Origin of the sequence: Formosa sp. L2A11, assembly GCF_009796865.1 — a bacterium.
Lineage (GTDB): Bacteria > Bacteroidota > Bacteroidia > Flavobacteriales > Flavobacteriaceae > Formosa.
In genome coordinates, this window is sequence record NZ_CP047028.1 from 2,087,117 (window position 1) to 2,104,210 (window position 17,094).

17 protein-coding genes are annotated in these 17,094 nt (G+C 32.2%); 8 read left to right on the forward strand and 9 right to left on the reverse strand.

Annotation, left to right across the window (positions count from 1 at the left end; all coding sequences use genetic code 11):
* Positions 1-240: 240 nt before the first annotated feature.
* The gene (locus GQR95_RS09090; protein WP_159022877.1) at positions 241-552 is read left to right on the forward strand and encodes a transposase; all 312 of its coding nucleotides are present in this window, start codon (positions 241-243) and stop codon (positions 550-552) included.
* A 44-nt stretch (positions 553-596) separates the two neighbouring features.
* Complete coding sequence (locus GQR95_RS09095; protein ID WP_233266040.1) at positions 597-1,448, forward strand: IS3 family transposase; 852 nt, start codon at positions 597-599, stop codon at positions 1,446-1,448.
* A gap of 109 nt (positions 1,449-1,557) precedes the next feature.
* Here GQR95_RS09095 and GQR95_RS09100 read toward each other — a convergent pair whose 3' ends face one another.
* The 4 genes from GQR95_RS09100 to GQR95_RS09115 form a co-directional block, all read right to left on the reverse strand.
* Positions 1,558-1,749 carry a hypothetical protein gene (locus GQR95_RS09100; RefSeq protein ID WP_159022878.1) on the reverse strand — a complete coding sequence of 64 codons (192 nt, stop codon included), beginning with the start codon at positions 1,747-1,749 and terminating at the stop codon, positions 1,558-1,560.
* Between the two features lie 269 nt (positions 1,750-2,018).
* A complete protein-coding gene (gene deoD / locus GQR95_RS09105) occupies positions 2,019-2,714 on the reverse strand; it encodes a purine-nucleoside phosphorylase (protein ID WP_159022879.1) in 696 nt (231 codons plus the stop codon).
* A gap of 43 nt (positions 2,715-2,757) precedes the next feature.
* Complete coding sequence (gene deoC, locus GQR95_RS09110) at positions 2,758-3,414, reverse strand: deoxyribose-phosphate aldolase (protein WP_159022880.1); 657 nt, start codon at positions 3,412-3,414, stop codon at positions 2,758-2,760.
* Positions 3,415-3,668: 254 nt separating this feature from the next.
* Positions 3,669-4,346, reverse strand: coding sequence for a YiiX/YebB-like N1pC/P60 family cysteine hydrolase (locus GQR95_RS09115; RefSeq protein ID WP_159022881.1), 678 nt, complete (start codon positions 4,344-4,346; stop codon positions 3,669-3,671).
* Between the two features lie 103 nt (positions 4,347-4,449).
* On the opposite strand from GQR95_RS09115, the gene GQR95_RS09120 reads away from it, so the two are divergent.
* A complete protein-coding gene (locus GQR95_RS09120) occupies positions 4,450-4,965 on the forward strand; it encodes an adenine phosphoribosyltransferase (protein WP_159022882.1) in 516 nt (171 codons plus the stop codon).
* A gap of 264 nt (positions 4,966-5,229) precedes the next feature.
* Here the strand turns inward: GQR95_RS09120 and GQR95_RS09125 are convergent, their stop codons facing one another.
* The 4 genes from GQR95_RS09125 to GQR95_RS09140 form a co-directional block, all read right to left on the reverse strand.
* Positions 5,230-6,117 carry a bestrophin family protein gene (locus tag GQR95_RS09125; protein ID WP_159022883.1) on the reverse strand — a complete coding sequence of 296 codons (888 nt, stop codon included), beginning with the start codon at positions 6,115-6,117 and terminating at the stop codon, positions 5,230-5,232.
* A 143-nt stretch (positions 6,118-6,260) separates the two neighbouring features.
* Positions 6,261-7,043: a TlpA disulfide reductase family protein gene (locus GQR95_RS09130; RefSeq protein ID WP_159022884.1), complete on the reverse strand. Its 783-nt coding sequence runs from the start codon at positions 7,041-7,043 to the stop codon at positions 6,261-6,263.
* Positions 7,044-7,255: 212 nt separating this feature from the next.
* Positions 7,256-8,878: a M56 family metallopeptidase gene (locus GQR95_RS09135; RefSeq protein WP_159022885.1), complete on the reverse strand. Its 1,623-nt coding sequence runs from the start codon at positions 8,876-8,878 to the stop codon at positions 7,256-7,258.
* A gap of 2 nt (positions 8,879-8,880) precedes the next feature.
* Positions 8,881-9,240, reverse strand: a complete 360-nt coding sequence (locus tag GQR95_RS09140) for a BlaI/MecI/CopY family transcriptional regulator (RefSeq protein WP_159022886.1) — start codon at positions 9,238-9,240, stop codon at positions 8,881-8,883.
* 183 nt (positions 9,241-9,423) lie between these two features.
* On the opposite strand from GQR95_RS09140, the gene GQR95_RS09145 reads away from it, so the two are divergent.
* Complete coding sequence (locus GQR95_RS09145) at positions 9,424-10,368, forward strand: calcium/sodium antiporter (RefSeq protein WP_159022887.1); 945 nt, start codon at positions 9,424-9,426, stop codon at positions 10,366-10,368.
* A 292-nt stretch (positions 10,369-10,660) separates the two neighbouring features.
* On the opposite strand, the gene GQR95_RS09150 is transcribed toward GQR95_RS09145, so the two are convergent.
* Positions 10,661-11,683 carry a glutamine synthetase beta-grasp domain-containing protein gene (locus tag GQR95_RS09150; protein ID WP_159022888.1) on the reverse strand — a complete coding sequence of 341 codons (1,023 nt, stop codon included), beginning with the start codon at positions 11,681-11,683 and terminating at the stop codon, positions 10,661-10,663.
* 192 nt (positions 11,684-11,875) lie between these two features.
* On the opposite strand from GQR95_RS09150, the gene GQR95_RS09155 reads away from it, so the two are divergent.
* From GQR95_RS09155 to GQR95_RS09170, 4 genes are all read left to right on the forward strand, one after another.
* Positions 11,876-14,062, forward strand: a complete 2,187-nt coding sequence (locus GQR95_RS09155) for a glutamine synthetase III (protein WP_159022889.1) — start codon at positions 11,876-11,878, stop codon at positions 14,060-14,062.
* 358 nt (positions 14,063-14,420) lie between these two features.
* Positions 14,421-14,576 carry a hypothetical protein gene (locus GQR95_RS09160; protein WP_159022890.1) on the forward strand — a complete coding sequence of 52 codons (156 nt, stop codon included), beginning with the start codon at positions 14,421-14,423 and terminating at the stop codon, positions 14,574-14,576.
* 169 nt (positions 14,577-14,745) lie between these two features.
* A complete protein-coding gene (locus GQR95_RS09165; protein WP_159022891.1) occupies positions 14,746-15,927 on the forward strand; it encodes an AIR synthase related protein in 1,182 nt (393 codons plus the stop codon).
* 101 nt (positions 15,928-16,028) lie between these two features.
* Positions 16,029-16,928: a DUF3078 domain-containing protein gene (locus GQR95_RS09170; protein ID WP_233265901.1), complete on the forward strand. Its 900-nt coding sequence runs from the start codon at positions 16,029-16,031 to the stop codon at positions 16,926-16,928.
* Positions 16,929-17,094: the final 166 nt, after the last annotated feature.

Sequence of the window (17,094 nt, forward strand, 5' to 3'; positions counted from 1 at the left end):
CCGTACGTACGGTGGTGTGAGGGGTGCACTCCGTCATTTGATGGCGGAGCCATCCACTCGATTATGTGCTGTGCTTGTTCCACTCTTCAATTGCATTATTATACTTGTCGATTTTTAATTCAATCAGATTGCCTAAATGAGCAATAATCTCTTTTTGATTTTTTGCTCCGACTGTCATTAGTTTAGCCCCCAATAAGATCGGAGTGATATTTTAAATTTCAAAATTAATATATTTGAGATATGAAATATAAGAAATGGACCTTAGATCAGAAGTTAGAAATTCTCTCCAGTTCAGAAGCGATAGGTATCGTAGAAACCTGTCGTAAATACGGAGTTAGTACGGGTACTTTTTATAGTTGGAAGAAGAAACATGAGAGCCAAGGAGAAGCCGGCTTAAAAGTCACTTATGATACTAAAAGTAAAGAACATAAACAGGCAGAAGAAGAAAATAGAATACTACGTAAGCTTCTAAGCAACAAGGAAATTGAATTGGAAGTACAACGGGAACTTTTAAAAAAAAAGTTTGGGACGTCCGATCCAAGAAAGATTTAGTAAATGCTATTTATAGTAAACATAAAATTAGTAAAACCAACATAATTAATATGGTAGGGATGGTTCATAGTAGCTATTACCGTACTCCAAGTTTCGGAAAAAAAGGTAATACTCCTAGTAAGCTCACCTATCATAAATCTAGAGGCTGGGTTAATCAAGACGCTGTTATTGCTTCTATAAAAGAGATTTTAAGTCATGAATTTATAGATTGTGGTTACCGATTAATGACTTCTTACTTGAAAAAAGAAGCATACGTGATTAATCATAAAAAGCTCTATAGAATTATGAAAGAACAGGGCATGCTAAAACTAGAGAATCGGATAAACAGAAGTGGTTCTGGGCGTAAATTTGTAAAATTCAGAAAAGTAAACACCTCTAGACCAATGGAATGTTTAGAGATGGATATAAAGACGGTATGGGTTCCTAGTGTGGGTAAAAACGCTTATTTATTATCCATCATAGACGTACATACTCGTAGAATATTAAAAGACTATTTTTCTTTTTCTATTAAACAGGATAAGGTGATAGCGTTTTTATCAGAGTTGTTTGCAGAATACCAATACCCTAATAATGTTGTTATTAGAAGTGACAACGGTAGCCAGTTTATTGCAAATAATGTACGTGAATATCTTGGGCTAATTGGGGTTCAGCAAGAATTTACACATATAGCCACACCAGAAGAAAATGCGCATATAGAAGCCTATCATGGAATACTAAAAAAAGAAATTTTTCAAAAAGTTGATTATCGATATTTTGGGCAAATTGAACAAATCTTAAAAAGGTATGTGACTTTTTATAATAATACTAGGCTACATGGGCTCTTAGGACGAATTACACCAATGGAAAAATGGGACGCTGATAAACACCTCATTTTAATGAAAAAATTAACAGCTTAAGCAATAATCGAAATTTAAAAGATTACTCTTGTTTTATAGGGGTCAAAACAAATTCAGCTTAACATTCGATATTTTAAATTCCGATTTTAGGTTAAATATTAATTCGGAATTATACTTTAGTTTTATTTTTTTTAAAATAATCATAACTAATTCCAATTAAGACTAAAACCCAAACTAATCGATAAATCCAAATGTTCATTTCAATTCCAAATATTTGTTCAGTTTCTGAATATTTCCAAAAGCTATAAATAATATTTGTTAAGGATAAAAGTCCTACGAGTATTAATGTTAGTTTGTTCATTTTATTTGTTTTTTTAGGTTGTTCTTTTCAGTTTTGAATGCGTTCCGCTAATGAATGGCAACTCCTAATATTCCAAATAAACATAAGTTTATCCCGTTAAGAAGCTTATTAAATTAAGAAGCTTAAAAATAAAATAATTCAGTGAAATTAATTTACGGGTAAACCGTAATTGTGCAAATTAGTTTAGGGAAAAGAGAAGTGTGTAGAGAAGAAAGCGTGGTAAGAGAAGTGTAAGCGCAGCGATTATTTCACTGCGCTTTTTATGTGTGTTATGCCAAGTCTAAGGCAATTTCAATCATGTCTTTAAAAGTGGTTTCACGTTCTTTAGCTGTAGTGCGTTCGCCTGTAACTAAAGAGTCTGAAATGGTAAGTATAGACAGGGCATTTACATTATGTTTTGCTGCGATGGTGTATAATCCGGCAGCTTCCATTTCTACACAAAGCACACCAAAGTCTGCCCATTGTTTATAAGAGTCGAAACTATCTGCGTAAAACTCGTCGCTAGATAAAACATTTCCTGCTTTTATTGGTACTTGCTTGTCGTTGGCACTTTTTGTAGCTTTCTGGAACAGTTCAAAACTTGCTGTTGGTGCAAAGTCTGCGCCGTTAAATCTGGTTTTATTAATTCCTGAAGACGATGCTGCCATGGCAATTACAATATCGCGAATTTTTACATGTTCTTGGTAAGAACCAGCGGTACCAACACGTATTAAATTTTTAACGCCATAATCTTTAATTAATTCGCGACTATAAATAGATATACTCGGAATTCCCATACCTGTTCCCATTACAGAAATGCGTTTACCATTATATGTTCCTGTGTATCCAAACATATTTCTAACGGTGTTAAAACACACGGGGCTTTCTAAATATGTTTCGGCAATCCATTTGGCACGTAATGGGTCTCCAGGTAATAAAATGGTTTCTGCAATTTCTCCTTTTTTGGCTTCAATATGTAAACTCATGTATTAAAAAATTTTATTAAGAATAATGTAACGAAATAATAAATTATAGTTGTGCGTTGTAAGCTTCTACAATTTCAACTCCTGCCGATGCTCCTATACGGTCTGCTCCGGCTTCAATAAATTTTAAAGCAGTTTCTAAATTTCTAATTCCGCCAGAGGCTTTTACTTTTGCTTGTCCGTTGGCTGTTTTTTTCATAAGTTTTACAGCATCAATTGTTGCGCCGCTAGAAGAAAATCCGGTAGATGTTTTTATAAAATCAGCTTTTGCTTTAAGGCAAAGTTCGCTAGCTTTAATAATTTCGGCATCTGTTAGTTCGCTAATTTCAAGAATAACTTTTAAGGTTACATCTCCCATACAGGATTTTACAGCTTTAACATCGTTATAAACAAAGTCAAAATTTTCACCACGTAACATGCCAACATTTAAAACCATGTCTATTTCTTGTGCGCCTTGTTCTATCGCTTTTTTTGTTTCAAAAACTTTGGTGTCTGTAGTTACAGCACCTAAAGGAAATCCTATTGTTGTACACACTTTTACATCTGTTCCTTTTAAAAATGGAGTTACAAAAGGCACGTAAAAACTGTTTACACAAACAGAATAGAATTGATATTTTATGGCTTCTTCGCACAGCGTTTTAATGTCGTTTTCTGTCGCCGAAGATTTTAGAAGTGTATGGTCTATATATTTTGCGATATTCATAATTACAATGATTTGAAAATTTAATCAAGTAAAAATACAACGAACCATAGGCAATAAAAATTATTTTGATGATTAAATCGCTGGATATTTAACTTTCTTTTGCTGAATATAAAAATATAGTAGAAATAAATAATAATAATAGAATGTGTAGTTAAAACACACTTTTATAAGGGGTTTTATGTGTCTTGTTTTTTAGTACCGTTTCTCTTTGTTTTAAACGGGTATGCTGTAATAAGTTAATTGTATGTGGTTTGCTAGTGCGTAGATTTACTTGGCGTTCCGTACAGATGAACAATTTCTAGAAAAGGAGAACGCGACATGCCTCCGGGATTTAAACCGGGCTTTCCTTCGGGGATGGGGTAGTGTAAGTTGCTAAAATAAGTCTCCCAAATGGCATAGGTTTGCTTCGTGTTTGGTGCTATAAATGTCATGGGATACTCTTTAAAAATAGCTTGATTATTATTAGCATTTTTAAAAGCGAGGTGAATTAATTCTGAACAATAATAACTGTCATTATTTATATCAAAATACGAATCGTATTGCGCATTTTTTTTAGAATTAATAAAAGCAATGGCTTTAGGAATGAGGTGTGTAAATTCGGGTTTTAACCGCTCTACAATTACTTTAGGTTTATTTAGAGAATCCTGACTTCTGCTTAAAAAGTCTTCTAATGGTGTTAGAATTACGCCTTCAGAAACGGCTTCCATTATTTTTAATTTTCCATCTTTATCTTTTATTACCAATCCAACATGCGAAAAATTATAATCGTTTACACCTTGGGTTACGGCTTCTATCGCTTCGCAAAATGGGCCGCAATCTACATCTTGAAATAATAAATCGCCTTCTTGTAATTTAAAATCAGATCCAGAATGGCAACTATAAAGTAGTAAAGATAATGTGATGTAGGTTAGTGTTTTGAGTACGTTTTTCATGAGCATTGGTTTGGTTGTTTTCAAATATATGTAGAAAATATATTTATACGAAACAGATGTTTGTTCTGAGGGAAAGTGTAAAGGCTTTTTTTATCTTTGCTAAATGAAATCAATAGCACCATTTATTCGCGACATTAACGATTTTCCTAAGCCCGGAATTGTTTTTAAAGATTTAACACCTTTGTTAAATAACCATGAAGCTACAAATTTATGTTTACAAGAATTATTAAAATTAGTAGGCAACCAATCTATAGATAAAGTTGTAGGTATGGAAGCTAGAGGGTTTTTCTTTGGGACTTTAATTGCTCAATCTTTAAAAGCAGGGTTTGTGCCGGTAAGAAAGCCTGGTAAATTACCTTACAATACACTGTCTGAAACCTATGCATTAGAATATGGTAGTGATGTTTTAGAGATTCATGAAGATGCCATAAAACCTGGAGATCGTGTTTTAATTCACGACGATGTGTTAGCAACAGGTGGTACTGCGGCAGCTGTTTGTAAGTTAGTAGAACGTTTAGGAGGAGAAATTGTACAGTGTAATTTTATAATGGAATTGGAATTCTTAAATGGTCGCGAGCGCTTAAAAAGTAATACTGTAACTTCTATTTTAAAATATTAAAGACCATATTGTTTTTTGTTTTCTTCTGAGTGTAACTTCTGTTTTACATGTTATGAGATAAAAGATGTATAAGTCATAATAAATATGGGTTACCTACATATAGCAATTAATAATCTTTTTGATTACGTTTTAAATTCTGTGTTTTCTTATTTGTCAATAAATAACATTTAATATATCGTAGCTGTAATACGAGATAAAATTAGCATAATAAAAAAGTCTCCTTATTTAAGGAGACTTTTTTATTTATATAGAAGTATTTTTTATCTAAGGATGTAAAAGTTCGTGTGTATGTTTTTTCATGTTTTCGGCCATTTTCTCAATTGGTAAATCGTCATAATCGGTACCAAACGGATCTTCATTTGCTTCTGCAATTAATTCTAAAGACGCTAAAACATATAAAATAAAAGGGACAGCAAGAACCACAAAATAACCTAAAGAGAACACATAGCCAATAGGAAGTGTACCTACAAATAGTGCTATAAACTTTTTTATAAACGTGCTATAAGAATGAGGAATAGGCGTGTTTTTTATGCGTTCGCAAGCTCCACAAATATTTGTTAAGCCTTCTAATTCATGATTAAGCATAAGTAACTGTTCTCCCGATATTTTATTTTCTTTATAGAGTAAGTTGGTCTTTCTAAATATTAATGCAGCCACTTGATTAGGACCATGTTTCTTTGTGCTAAATGCATCTCCTAATTCTGGATGTTCATGATCGTCTAACATAAATGTTGTATAATCAGATCTTAAAAAAGCAAACAAACTTTGCGAATACATAGGAATTGCTTTTCTGTAAAAGTGTCGGATTGCAGTGTCATCTTCATCTAAAAGAGCATTAAGTTTTAATGCTAAATTCCGGCTCACATTGGTTAGTGCTCCCCATTGTTTTCGTGCTTCCCACCATCTGTCGTAAGCCGTATTGGTTCTAAAAACTAATAAAAGAGATAGCGCAAAACCTAATAAACTGTGTACTATGGTAATATTGTTTACCCAACTTTTTGCAGATAAATTTAAATACTCGAGTTCGTAAAAAGCAACAGCACCTGAATATACAGCAGTTAATAATAAGTAAGGATATAGATTTCTTATGGTGTCAGACTTATGAATATAAAATACAGCCTTAAACCATTCTTTTGGGTTATATATTTCCATTGTCCAAATATAATAGGATATCTTAAACTAGAGAAACTGTTTTTGCTTTCGTTTTAAAATAAATGTAACAGAATAAAAAATTCGCTTTACGATGGTGCAAAACGGATTTTAAAATTTTGTAATAGATAGTTTATATTTGTTTTTTAGTCTTTAAGTAGTTTTTTAATTTCTTTTGCAATAGTATCTACACTGTTTTCATAATTTCCGGTCGATATAAATCTGATGACACCATCTTTATCTATAATAAAGTTTTTAGGAATGTATTTTGTAGCATATTGATTCCATATGTTTTTATCTTGATCAATGCCAACATTAAAGTCAATCCCTTTGTCTTGAAGCTGAAGCATTTTTTTAGACACTTTTTCTTTTGTTTCACCACGAGAAATAGATAGAAAAACAAAATCATCATTTTTAAAAGGCTCTAAAATCTTCTCCGGTATTTCATGAAATTCTATTAAGCAAGGCGCACACCACGTTGCCCAGAAATTTAAGAACACAACTTTGCCTTTTAAGTCCGATAGTTTTACAGACTCTCCATTAATCATTTGTACTGTAAAATCTTTAGCAACATCATTAACGTTCAATAATAATCCTTCGTCAAAGTCCACTTTAGTTTGCTTCGGTATTGTATTCGCTTTGTTTTGATTTTCTATGCGCTGTTCTTCTGTAAACAAATCAATGCTAATAATAAACGCTCTGTCTCCAATTTTATCTCCAAATTGTGTTGCGAGTTCGTCTCTGTATTCCTGAGAAACGCCTTTATTCATGGCTTTTATATAGCCGTTTTGGGCATATTCTCCCAGTTTTGCTTCTGTAATGATTTGGTTATTTGCAATAATAACGTATTCAGGTTTTTCAATTTTCTGCTGTTGCCCGAAACAGATAACGCCATAAAGTAAACCGATGAGTGTGAAAATATTTTTCATATTGTTTTAAATCTAAGTTTTATCTTATTTAAGACTCACCTCTATAGCGCTGTCTTTAGCATCTTCGCCATATTTTTCTATTGCTTTCTCATCTTTTTAAGATATTCATCTTTGCAATAGTATTGGGTTCTATTATGTCTAGTTTAGATCTTAATTCGATTTTTGATTGATGAGTAAACACATAAGTTGTTATTTCGTTTAGAGAAAATTGGTTATTTTAAAATAATTTCTATTACGCCATATTTTCCTTCTTCGCCATATTTTTCTGTTGCTTTTACGTCTTTTAAAACATTTATTTGTTCAATAGAATTTGGGTCTATGTTTTCCACTTCTTCTTTTGTAGATTGCTTTCCGTTTACAAGGACTAGAGGTTCTTCGTTTTCATTACTTCTAAAATGAACAGTGCTACTTTCTGAATTATCATTAGTGTTTTCTTCTATTTCATCTAATGTTTCTGTAGATTCAACTTCAGTCATTTCAATATTCCATTTAGATTCTTCAGTAGTTTTTTGAGCTGTTTTCACATCATCACTAATAAACATAATATCATTGTCTTCCTTATTAGAATTGTCTCCAGAAGATTTAATAACAATACTCGACCCGTCACTAGTTGGGATTATAAATGAATTTTTATTATTAGTGGTAACTTTAGATGCGTTTTTAGACGAGGTAAACATCACTTCTGGGGTTTCCTTAACAACCTGTATGCTCAGTGATTTTTCTTCATTTTTATATGAAATTAGTATAGGAGAGATAGGCGTATTAGAATCTGTTTTATAGTTTATTTCTTCTACTTCTGATTTTCCATTTATTGAAATAGCAATAATTTCGTTAGATGCATTACGTTTTACATCTGTAATTTCTAAATCTACATTCATTCTTAGAAACATCTTTTTAAAAGTTTCTAAGTCTGCATCAGTTTTGTTTTTAGTGATTAGGGTTTTTAATTCCGATTTAATTGTAACAGTTTCAGATTCTGTATTTTGGTCCTGTGCATATACTGTTTTTGTGTTAAAACTCATAATAAAAGCCAGAAGTAATGGTGCAATAACGGCATATTTAAAAGCGTGGACAGATTTAGATTTAGATGTATTTAACATAAGAATGCGTTTTTTGATTAATGAATTATAAAAATTAGTTGTAAGTGCCATTTGATGACTAGGTACTAATGTTTTTAATAATACCTTTTGATATGTTTTAGATGAAGATTGTTGTGCTATAGATTTAGAATCTGCAATAAATTCTAAATTCTGAATGAGTGCTTTTTTATAGAGCCAAATTATTGGGTTACACCAAAAGATAATTGTTGCTATTTTGGAAAGTAATATATCTATAGAATGATATTGAGATGCGTGTATTTTTTCGTGGTTTAAAATATGAGTCAGTTCTGTTTCATTAAACTGACTAGGATTGTAAACGATATGTTTAAAAAATGAAAAGGGAGAGATTTCTTTCTGGGTTTCACTAATTTTGAATCCGTTGTCTTGTGTTGTGGCTTCTGATTTAAAAAAGGATCTCAAAGATAAGATCTCAATACAAAAACGTACTAGAAAAAATATAACACCTAATCCATATAAAACAGATGCTAATCTCATCCAATTAAATATTATCGTTTCTTCTGTGCTTTCTACAGTTGCAAAATCGTTTATATTGAATTGTATTGGTGTTTCGTTTACATATATTGGAATAATAATAAAGGGGAGTAGTCCTGATATTAGTAATCCAGAAAGTAAAAACCAACGATTAGCATTAAAGAAGGTTTCTTTTTGTAGTAACAGGATATAACAAAAGTAGAAGATGCACAAAACAGCCGATGCTTTTATAAAATATTCCATACTTATTTGTTTTGTTCTATCACGTTAATAATCTCTTTCAATTCTTCAACACTTATTTTTTCTTCCTTGGCAAAGAATGAGACCACATTTTTATAAGAGCTATTAAAATAGTTTTCTATGGCAGAACTCATAAAGCGTTTTCTGTAGGCTTCTTTAGTTATAATAGGGAAGTATTGGTGTGTTTTTCCGTAAGCAGTATATCCAACATATCCTTTTTCTTCTAAATGTCTTATTATGGTAGATAAAGTATTGTAGTGAGGTTTGTCTTCTTGGATTTCTTCTAGTACATCTTTTACAAAAGCTTTTTCTAACTTCCATAAAATGTGCATGATTTCTTCTTCCTTGTTTGTTAGTTTTTGCATAGATCTAATGATTTGAATTTAAACTGAATCAAATATATAACTATTTTTATAGTTTCAAAACTATATTTTTAGTTTTATAACGTTTTTTGTAGTTTTTAGCTTTTAAAATATTTCAGTTGAAATATTAAAAGCCTTAAATTATTTATTTTTTCTGTAGTATATTCGCGTAAAATAAATTGCATTATGAGTATTGTTTGGGTTGTTTTAGGGTTATTGTTACTTGTAGTAGGTGGGGAGTTTTTAGTTCGCGCTTCTGTAGCATTATCTTTTAAATTGAAAATCTCAAAATTAGTAATCGGAATGACGGTGGTGTCTTTTGCTACTTCTGCTCCAGAGCTTTTAGTGAGTTTACAGGCGGCCTTAGATGGTGCTCCAGATATTGCTTTAGGTAACGTAATTGGATCTAATATTGCAAACATTGGTTTGGTTCTAGGAATTACAGCAATTATATCTCCGTTAACTGTAGATAGAGGTTTCTATAAGCTAAATTGGCCAGTTATGATGCTTATGTCTGTCGTGCTTTATTTCTTTTTAAGAAGTGGGTTGGTATTAGATTTTTGGGAAGGTGCAGCACTTTTTACATCATTAGTAATTTTCTTAGTGGTTTTAATACGAAACTCTGCTAAAGACGATTTAGCTGTAGATGAATTGGATGATGATTTAGAAAAAACATCAAATTTTAAAATGATTTTGTGGTTACTTATAGGTGCCGCAGCATTATACTTTGGTAGTGAATGGTTAGTAAATGGCGCGATAGATTTAGCGACATCTTTAGGTGTAAGCGAACGTGTTATTTCTGTAACTATGGTTGCTATTGGTACAAGTGTTCCGGAATTGGCAGCATCTGTTATTGCTGCTCTTAAAAAAGAAAAAGCAATTTCGTTAGGGAATTTAATTGGATCTAATATTTTTAATATTGCATGTGTACTTGGTTTAACGTCAATGATTGAGCCTATAAAAGTGATGAGTTCTGAAATACTAACTTCAGATATTTTCTGGATGCTAGGTTTTTCTGCAGTACTTATTCCGTTGGTATTCTTACCAAAACAATTTGTGTTGGGGCGTTATAAAGGGGCTATAATATTTATCGCTTATGCTATATTTTTAGTAACCACATTTACTAAGTAGTAAAACTTGTAACTTAAATACTTATAGGTGAAGTAACAGCCTTAGTAAAGTTGTTTTTTATGAAGAGAAGATGTGAGTACTTGCAGTAATATTAAACTGAAAGCATTCTAAAGTTTAAATCTAATTATAGAATCCTAGTTGTAATTTAGTTGTTTCTATTCTATAGGGATAATTTGGAACAGCGTGGATGTAGTTGTTCTAATTTGAGAAAGTTTATTAAAGTCAAAAACATAAAAAAACCGTTTAGAATTAAATCTAAACGGTTTTTTATTAATATAAATTAACTTAAAAATTAAATTTTTGCAGATTTAACTGTTTTCACAATTCTTGCAGCAATCTTGTATGGATCTGCGTTTGAAGCAGGACGTCTATCTTCTAACCATCCTTTCCAGCCTTTTTCGACTGCAATTAATGGAATACGAATAGAAGCTCCTCTGTCTGAGATTCCCCAAGAGAAATCTGTAATAGAAGCAGTTTCATGTAATCCTGTTAAACGTTGGTCGTTAAACTCTCCGTAAACAGCAATATGTTCTTTTACAACAGGTCTGAAAGCTTCGCATATTGCAGCGTAAGTTTCTTTATCTCCACAAGTTCTTAAAATATTGTTAGAGAAGTTAGCATGCATACCAGAACCATTCCAATCCATATCTTTTCCTAATGGTTTTGGGTGATACTCTATGTAGTAACCGTATTTTTCAGTTAAACGATCTAATAAATATCTTGAAATCCATAATTCGTCTCCTGCTAATTTAGCACCTTTTGCGAATAATTGGTATTCCCATTGTCCAGAAGCAACCTCTTGGTTAATTCCTTCAAAGTTTAATCCAGCATCGATACATAAATCTGCATGTTCTTCTACGAAATCTCTTCCGTGTGTGTTTTTACCACCTACAGAACAGTAATACATACCTTGTGGAGCAGGATAACCACCAATAGGGAAACCTAAAGGTAATTGTGTTTTGGTATCCATTATAAAATATTCTTGTTCAAAACCGAACCAGAAATCATTATCATCGTCATCAATTGTGGCTCTACCATTAGATTCGTGTGGAGTTCCATCTGCATTCATTACTTCAGTCATTACTAACCATCCGTTAATACGATCTGGATCTGGATAAATTGCAACAGGAACTAATAAACAGTCTGAAGATCCTCCTTCTGCTTGTCTTGTTGAAGAACCATCGAAAGACCAGTTTCCTACTTCTTCTAGGGTTCCTTTAAAATCTTCGTGTTCTTCTACTTTTGTTTTACTTCTTAGGTTTTGAGTTGGAAAGTACCCATCTAACCAAAGGTACTCTAATTTAATCTTGGCCATAATTTATCAAATAATAGTTGTTAATGTCACTAACAAATATAAATTATTTTTCGACTTACCGGACAAAATTCAGGGGTCTATTCAATATTTTTGCGATATTATTAGTTAACCCCTGTCTTTTTAAGGGGTATTTGCTTTATGTGTTAAGAATGAGAGGTGAAATTTTTATATTTGTAAAAAAAAACAAAGGAAATGGCAATATTAAGATTTCATGCTTTAAAACAAACTCTTGAAAGAGTGCCTATTTATATAGAAGAAAAAGAAAGACGATCTAGCATTTTTGGATCTAATGTTTTTAATGAATCGACTATGCGTCAGTACTTAACGAAGTCTGCTTTTACAGAAGTCATGGATGCTGTTTTAAAAGGAACTAAAATAGATCGTTTAGTCGCAGACCATATTTCTACAGGAATGAAGGAGTGGGCCATTTCTAAAGGTGCAACTCATTATACGCATTGGTTTCAGCCTTTAACAGGAGCAACCGCAGAGAAACATGATGCCTTTTTTGATACCATAGGTGAAGGTGCTGCAATTGAGAAATTTGGAGGCGGAGAATTGGTGCAACAAGAACCTGATGCGTCTAGTTTTCCGAACGGTGGAATTAGAAATATGTTTGAAGCACGAGGCTATACGGCTTGGGATCCTACTTCGCCTGCATTTATATACGGAACAACACTTTGTATTCCAACTGTATTTGTGTCTTACACAGGTGAGGCCTTAGATTATAAAACACCACTTTTAAGAGCATTACAAGCTGTAGATAGTGCGGCCGTTGCGGTGTGTAAATATTTTGATAAGAATGTGAAAAAGGTAAATGCGTCCTTAGGTTGGGAGCAAGAGTACTTTTTAATAGATAAAGCTTTGGTTGCATCTCGTCCAGATATTGTTGCTACTGGGAGAACGTTGTTAGGGCATTCTTCTGCTAAAGGGCAACAGTTAGACGATCATTATTTTGGGACTATACCAAACCGAGCGATGTCTTTTATGCGAGATTTAGAACATGAATGTATGTTGTTAGGGATTCCTGCAAAAACCCGTCATAACGAAGTGGCTCCCAATCAATTCGAGTTAGCTCCAATTTTTGAAGAAGCTAATTTAGCTGTAGACCATAATTCATTATTAATGGATTTAATGCATAAGATTGCAGAGCGTCATCATTTTAAAGTATTATTTCACGAAAAACCTTTTGCTGGTGTAAATGGTTCTGGTAAACATAATAATTGGAGCTTAAGCACAGATACTGGAGTAAATTTATTAGCGCCAGGAAAAACGCCAATGAGTAATCTTCAGTTTCTTACATTTTTTATAAATACAATAAAAGCTGTTAACGATAATGAAGAATTATTAAGAGCAGCTATAGCGTCTGCAAGTAACGATCACAGGTTAGGAGCTAATGAGGCGCCTCCAGCAATAATATCTGTTTTTATAGGAGATCAATTAACTAAAGTGTTAAGTGAGCTTAAAAATGTAACTAGCGGAAAATTATCGCCAGAAGAAAAAACAGAGCTCAAACTAAACGTTGTTGGTAAGATTCCTGAAATCATGTTAGATAATACAGATAGAAACAGAACGTCTCCGTTTGCATTTACAGGTAATAAGTTTGAATTTAGAGCGGTAGGTTCTAAAGCAAATTGCGCAAACCCAATGACGGTTTTAAATTCTATTGTAGCCAGACAGCTTATAGATTTTAAGAGCGAAGTAGACGTCCTTATTGAGAAAAAGGAAATGAAAAAGGACGATGCCGTTTTTAATGTATTGAGGGAATATATTAAAAAATCGAAAAATATTCTTTTTGAAGGTAATGGTTATGGAGACGCTTGGGAAAAAGAAGCAAAAAAACGCGGATTAAGTAATAATAAGTCTACTCCTGAAGCTTTAAAAGTACGAGTGTCTAAAAAAGTAATAGACTTGTTCGATGGCTTAGGTGTAATGAATAGGGTAGAGTCTGAGGCGCGTTACGAAATAGAAATGGATGAGTATGTACATCGTATAGAGTTAGAAGGGCGTGTACTTAGTGATATTGCTAAAAGTAGAATAGTGCCTACTGCTGTGCGTTATCAAAATGTTTTAATTGAAAACGTAAAAGGTTTAAAAGATATTTATGGAGCGTCTTTTAAAAAAATGGCTAAAGAACAACTTTTATTAATAGAAGATATATCTAAACATATAGAGGCAATAAACTCCAATGTAACTAAGATGACGGAAGAACGTAGATCTGCAAATCAGGAAGAAGATGTTGAGAAGAAAGCATTAGCCTATTTCTATAAGGTAATCCCTATGTTTTCTGAGATACGTTGCCATTGCGATAAGTTAGAGTTATTGGTAGACGATGAGCTTTGGCCGTTAACTAAGTATAGAGAACTGCTTTTTACGAATTAAACGGACTAATTATACTTAGTTTTATAAAATTATACTTAGTATTATAATAAGGACTTCTGTTAATTAATTGGATAGCCTTTTTATAGACTAAGTATTTTTAGCTTTTTTACCTCTTGTTTTTATACTTTAAATGTGTTTTTGTTGTTTTTTTTTGAGTTTTTGTAATCCTTTACTTTTAGTAAAGAAAGTTAAAACTTACAGTTTACTTGTGCTTTTACATCAGAATTGTGCTTTTTATCTGACATAAATGTGAGTTGTCGAAAACACGGGTAAATGATGTTAATTAGATGCCTATGGTTAAGTTTATTGTAGATATATATCATATATTTGTACCGCTATTAATCTATACAATTTAATTATGAAACAACTCATTGTAAGTGTGTTGTTGCTATTAGTTGCTACTTTAGTGTTTTCTCAAGCAAAAAATGATTCGCAAGAGCAAAGTACTACTCAGGAAGCCGTTAATGAGCAACCTATACAAATAAAAAATTCACTCGTAGCTAATTTAAATTAGGCTATTTGGACGTGAGAAAATTTAATTTTAAAGTTATATATCTTCAATCATTTACTCGTTAATTGGTGTTTGAAGATATTTTTTTTGCCTTCTATTTTCCTTAAAATTATTCCAAAAAACTAAATTACAATGCTTACTTTTGTAACTCATTTTTTAACTTAAAATTCATATGAGTCAAGAAGTCAGTAAGCGATATGCACAACGAGGAGTCTCAGCTTCAAAGTCCGATGTACATAATGCTATTAAAAATATTGATAAAGGATTGTTTCCTAAAGCATTCTGTAAAATTGTGCCAGATTATTTGTCTCAAGACGATGCATACTGTTTAATTATGCATGCAGATGGCGCAGGAACAAAAAGTGCCTTAGCTTATATGTATTGGAAAGAAACAGGAGATGTTTCTGTTTGGAAAGGTATCGCTCAGGATGCTTTAATAATGAATATAGACGATTTATTATGTGTAGGTGCTACAGATAATATTATGTTGTCTTCTACAATTGGTAGAAATAAAAACCTGATTACTGGTGAAGTGCTTTCTGCAATTATTAATGGTACAGAAGAATTGATTGAAGATTTAAAATCTTTTGGAGTTACTATTCATTCTACAGGAGGAGAAACTGCCGATGTTGGAGATCTTGTAAGAACTATTATAGTAGACTCTACGGTAACGGCAAGAATGAAGCGTGAAGATGTTATTGATAATGCAAACATTAAAGCAGGTGATGTTATTGTTGGGCTAGAATCTTTTGGTCAGGCTACTTACGAAAAAGAATATAATGGAGGTATGGGGAGTAATGGATTAACGTCTGCAAGACACGATGTTTTTCATAATTACTTAGCAGATAAATTTCCTGAGAGTTTTGATGCTGCTGTGCCTAGCGACTTAGTGTATTCTGGTAATATGAAGCTAACAGATAAAGTAGAAAATTCTCCTTTAGATGCTGGTAAGTTGGTATTATCTCCTACGCGAACTTATGCGCCAATTATAAAAGCAATATTATCTAAATATAATAAAGAACAAATTCATGGTATGGTGCATTGCTCTGGTGGTGCGCAAACAAAAATTTTACATTTTGTAAACGAATTTCATATTATTAAGGATAATTTATTTCCAATTCCACCGTTATTTAAATTGATTCAAGAACAGTCTAAAACGGAGTGGAAGGAAATGTATCAAGTTTTTAACTGTGGTCACCGTATGGAACTTTATGTGTCTCCAGAAACAGCAGAAGATATTATTGCAATATCTAAGTCTTTTAATGTAGATGCTAAAATTATTGGTAGAGTTGAGCCTTCAGAGAAAAAACAGCTATCAATAACAAGTGAATTTGGTAAATTTGAATATGAATAAATCGTCACGCTTTGTGAAACAGATGTAATACTAATATGAAATATAATATTTTTTTTCTTTTTTGTTTTATTGTTCAATTTTCAATTGCTCAACCAGACTCATTGTATATTAAGAAAAAACTTATTGTAAATACACCCACACCCACTTGGTTAAATACAAATAAGGCATCGATAGATTTAAACGAAGTAGCTTTTGTAAACTGGAATGCTGGGGGTAGTAATTCTATTTCTGCTATTGTTAGTCAGGTGTCTGCTTTAGAGTATTCTTTTAAAAACTTTAAATGGACAAGTGGGCTAACTGCACGTTATGGTATAAACCAGCAAGAAAGTGAGGTTTTAAAAAAGACAGACGATTTATTAGAGATAAGTTCGTCTGTAGGTTATAAAAGATCACAAGAGTCTAAATGGTATTATTCTGCACGTTTAACTTTTTCAACTCAATTTGCAAACGGGTATACTTATCCAGATACCTCTAATCCTATATCTAAATTTATGGCTCCAGGCTATTTGTTTTTTGGTGGAGGAATGGAATACGGTAAGGATATAAAGAAATTATCGTTTTATGCTTCTCCTTTAACTTTTAAATCTACTTATGTGTTAGATCAAGATTTGGCAAACGCTGGTTCTTTTGGTGTTGAGCCTGCTGTTTATGACGATGATGGTAATGTGTTAATCCCTGGAGAGAAGGTTAGAGAAGAACTGGGAATTTTAATAACCAACTACTATGAAGTAGATGTTGCTCAGAATGTCTCATTAAAAAGCACAGCAAATTTTTATACAGATTATCTTAATAGTTTTGGAAATATTGATGTCGATTGGCAGTTACTTGTAGGGTTTAAAGTAAATAATTTTATAAATGCATCTTTAGGTTCTCAGCTTAAATATGATAACGATGTTAAGAATTTAATAGTTATTGATGAAGATGCTGATGAATATGGTCAGTCTGGAGCAAAAGTTCAATGGAAACAGCTTTTAGGTATTGGTTTTGTTGTCGATTTTTAAATTTAGAAATAAAATAAATAACATTTATTTGTTAACTATTTTATGTTGATAAAATGCTAAAACACTGTATTTTAGGTTTTTATTGAAATTTATTGAAAACTTTGAAATAATTTTATTGTAAATTATTTCAAATTCTTGTCTATATTTGCAGTCTGAAAAATATTAA

What these genes read in the sequence shown, in the direction of transcription:
- GQR95_RS09090 (WP_159022877.1), top strand. Translation starts at nt 241, where the DNA reads ATGAAATATAAGAAATGGACCTTAGATCAGAAGTTAGAAATTCTCTCC.
- GQR95_RS09100 (WP_159022878.1), bottom strand. Translation starts at nt 1,749, where the DNA reads ATGAACAAACTAACATTAATACTCGTAGGACTTTTATCCTTAACAAAT.
- deoD (WP_159022879.1), bottom strand. Translation starts at nt 2,714, where the DNA reads ATGAGTTTACATATTGAAGCCAAAAAAGGAGAAATTGCAGAAACCATT.
- deoC (WP_159022880.1), bottom strand. Translation starts at nt 3,414, where the DNA reads ATGAATATCGCAAAATATATAGACCATACACTTCTAAAATCTTCGGCG.
- GQR95_RS09115 (WP_159022881.1), bottom strand. Translation starts at nt 4,346, where the DNA reads ATGAAAAACGTACTCAAAACACTAACCTACATCACATTATCTTTACTA.
- GQR95_RS09120 (WP_159022882.1), top strand. Translation starts at nt 4,450, where the DNA reads ATGAAATCAATAGCACCATTTATTCGCGACATTAACGATTTTCCTAAG.
- GQR95_RS09125 (WP_159022883.1), bottom strand. Translation starts at nt 6,117, where the DNA reads ATGGAAATATATAACCCAAAAGAATGGTTTAAGGCTGTATTTTATATT.
- GQR95_RS09130 (WP_159022884.1), bottom strand. Translation starts at nt 7,043, where the DNA reads ATGAAAAATATTTTCACACTCATCGGTTTACTTTATGGCGTTATCTGT.
- GQR95_RS09135 (WP_159022885.1), bottom strand. Translation starts at nt 8,878, where the DNA reads ATGGAATATTTTATAAAAGCATCGGCTGTTTTGTGCATCTTCTACTTT.
- GQR95_RS09140 (WP_159022886.1), bottom strand. Translation starts at nt 9,240, where the DNA reads ATGCAAAAACTAACAAACAAGGAAGAAGAAATCATGCACATTTTATGG.
- GQR95_RS09145 (WP_159022887.1), top strand. Translation starts at nt 9,424, where the DNA reads ATGAGTATTGTTTGGGTTGTTTTAGGGTTATTGTTACTTGTAGTAGGT.
- GQR95_RS09150 (WP_159022888.1), bottom strand. Translation starts at nt 11,683, where the DNA reads ATGGCCAAGATTAAATTAGAGTACCTTTGGTTAGATGGGTACTTTCCA.
- GQR95_RS09155 (WP_159022889.1), top strand. Translation starts at nt 11,876, where the DNA reads ATGGCAATATTAAGATTTCATGCTTTAAAACAAACTCTTGAAAGAGTG.
- GQR95_RS09160 (WP_159022890.1), top strand. Translation starts at nt 14,421, where the DNA reads ATGAAACAACTCATTGTAAGTGTGTTGTTGCTATTAGTTGCTACTTTA.
- GQR95_RS09165 (WP_159022891.1), top strand. Translation starts at nt 14,746, where the DNA reads ATGAGTCAAGAAGTCAGTAAGCGATATGCACAACGAGGAGTCTCAGCT.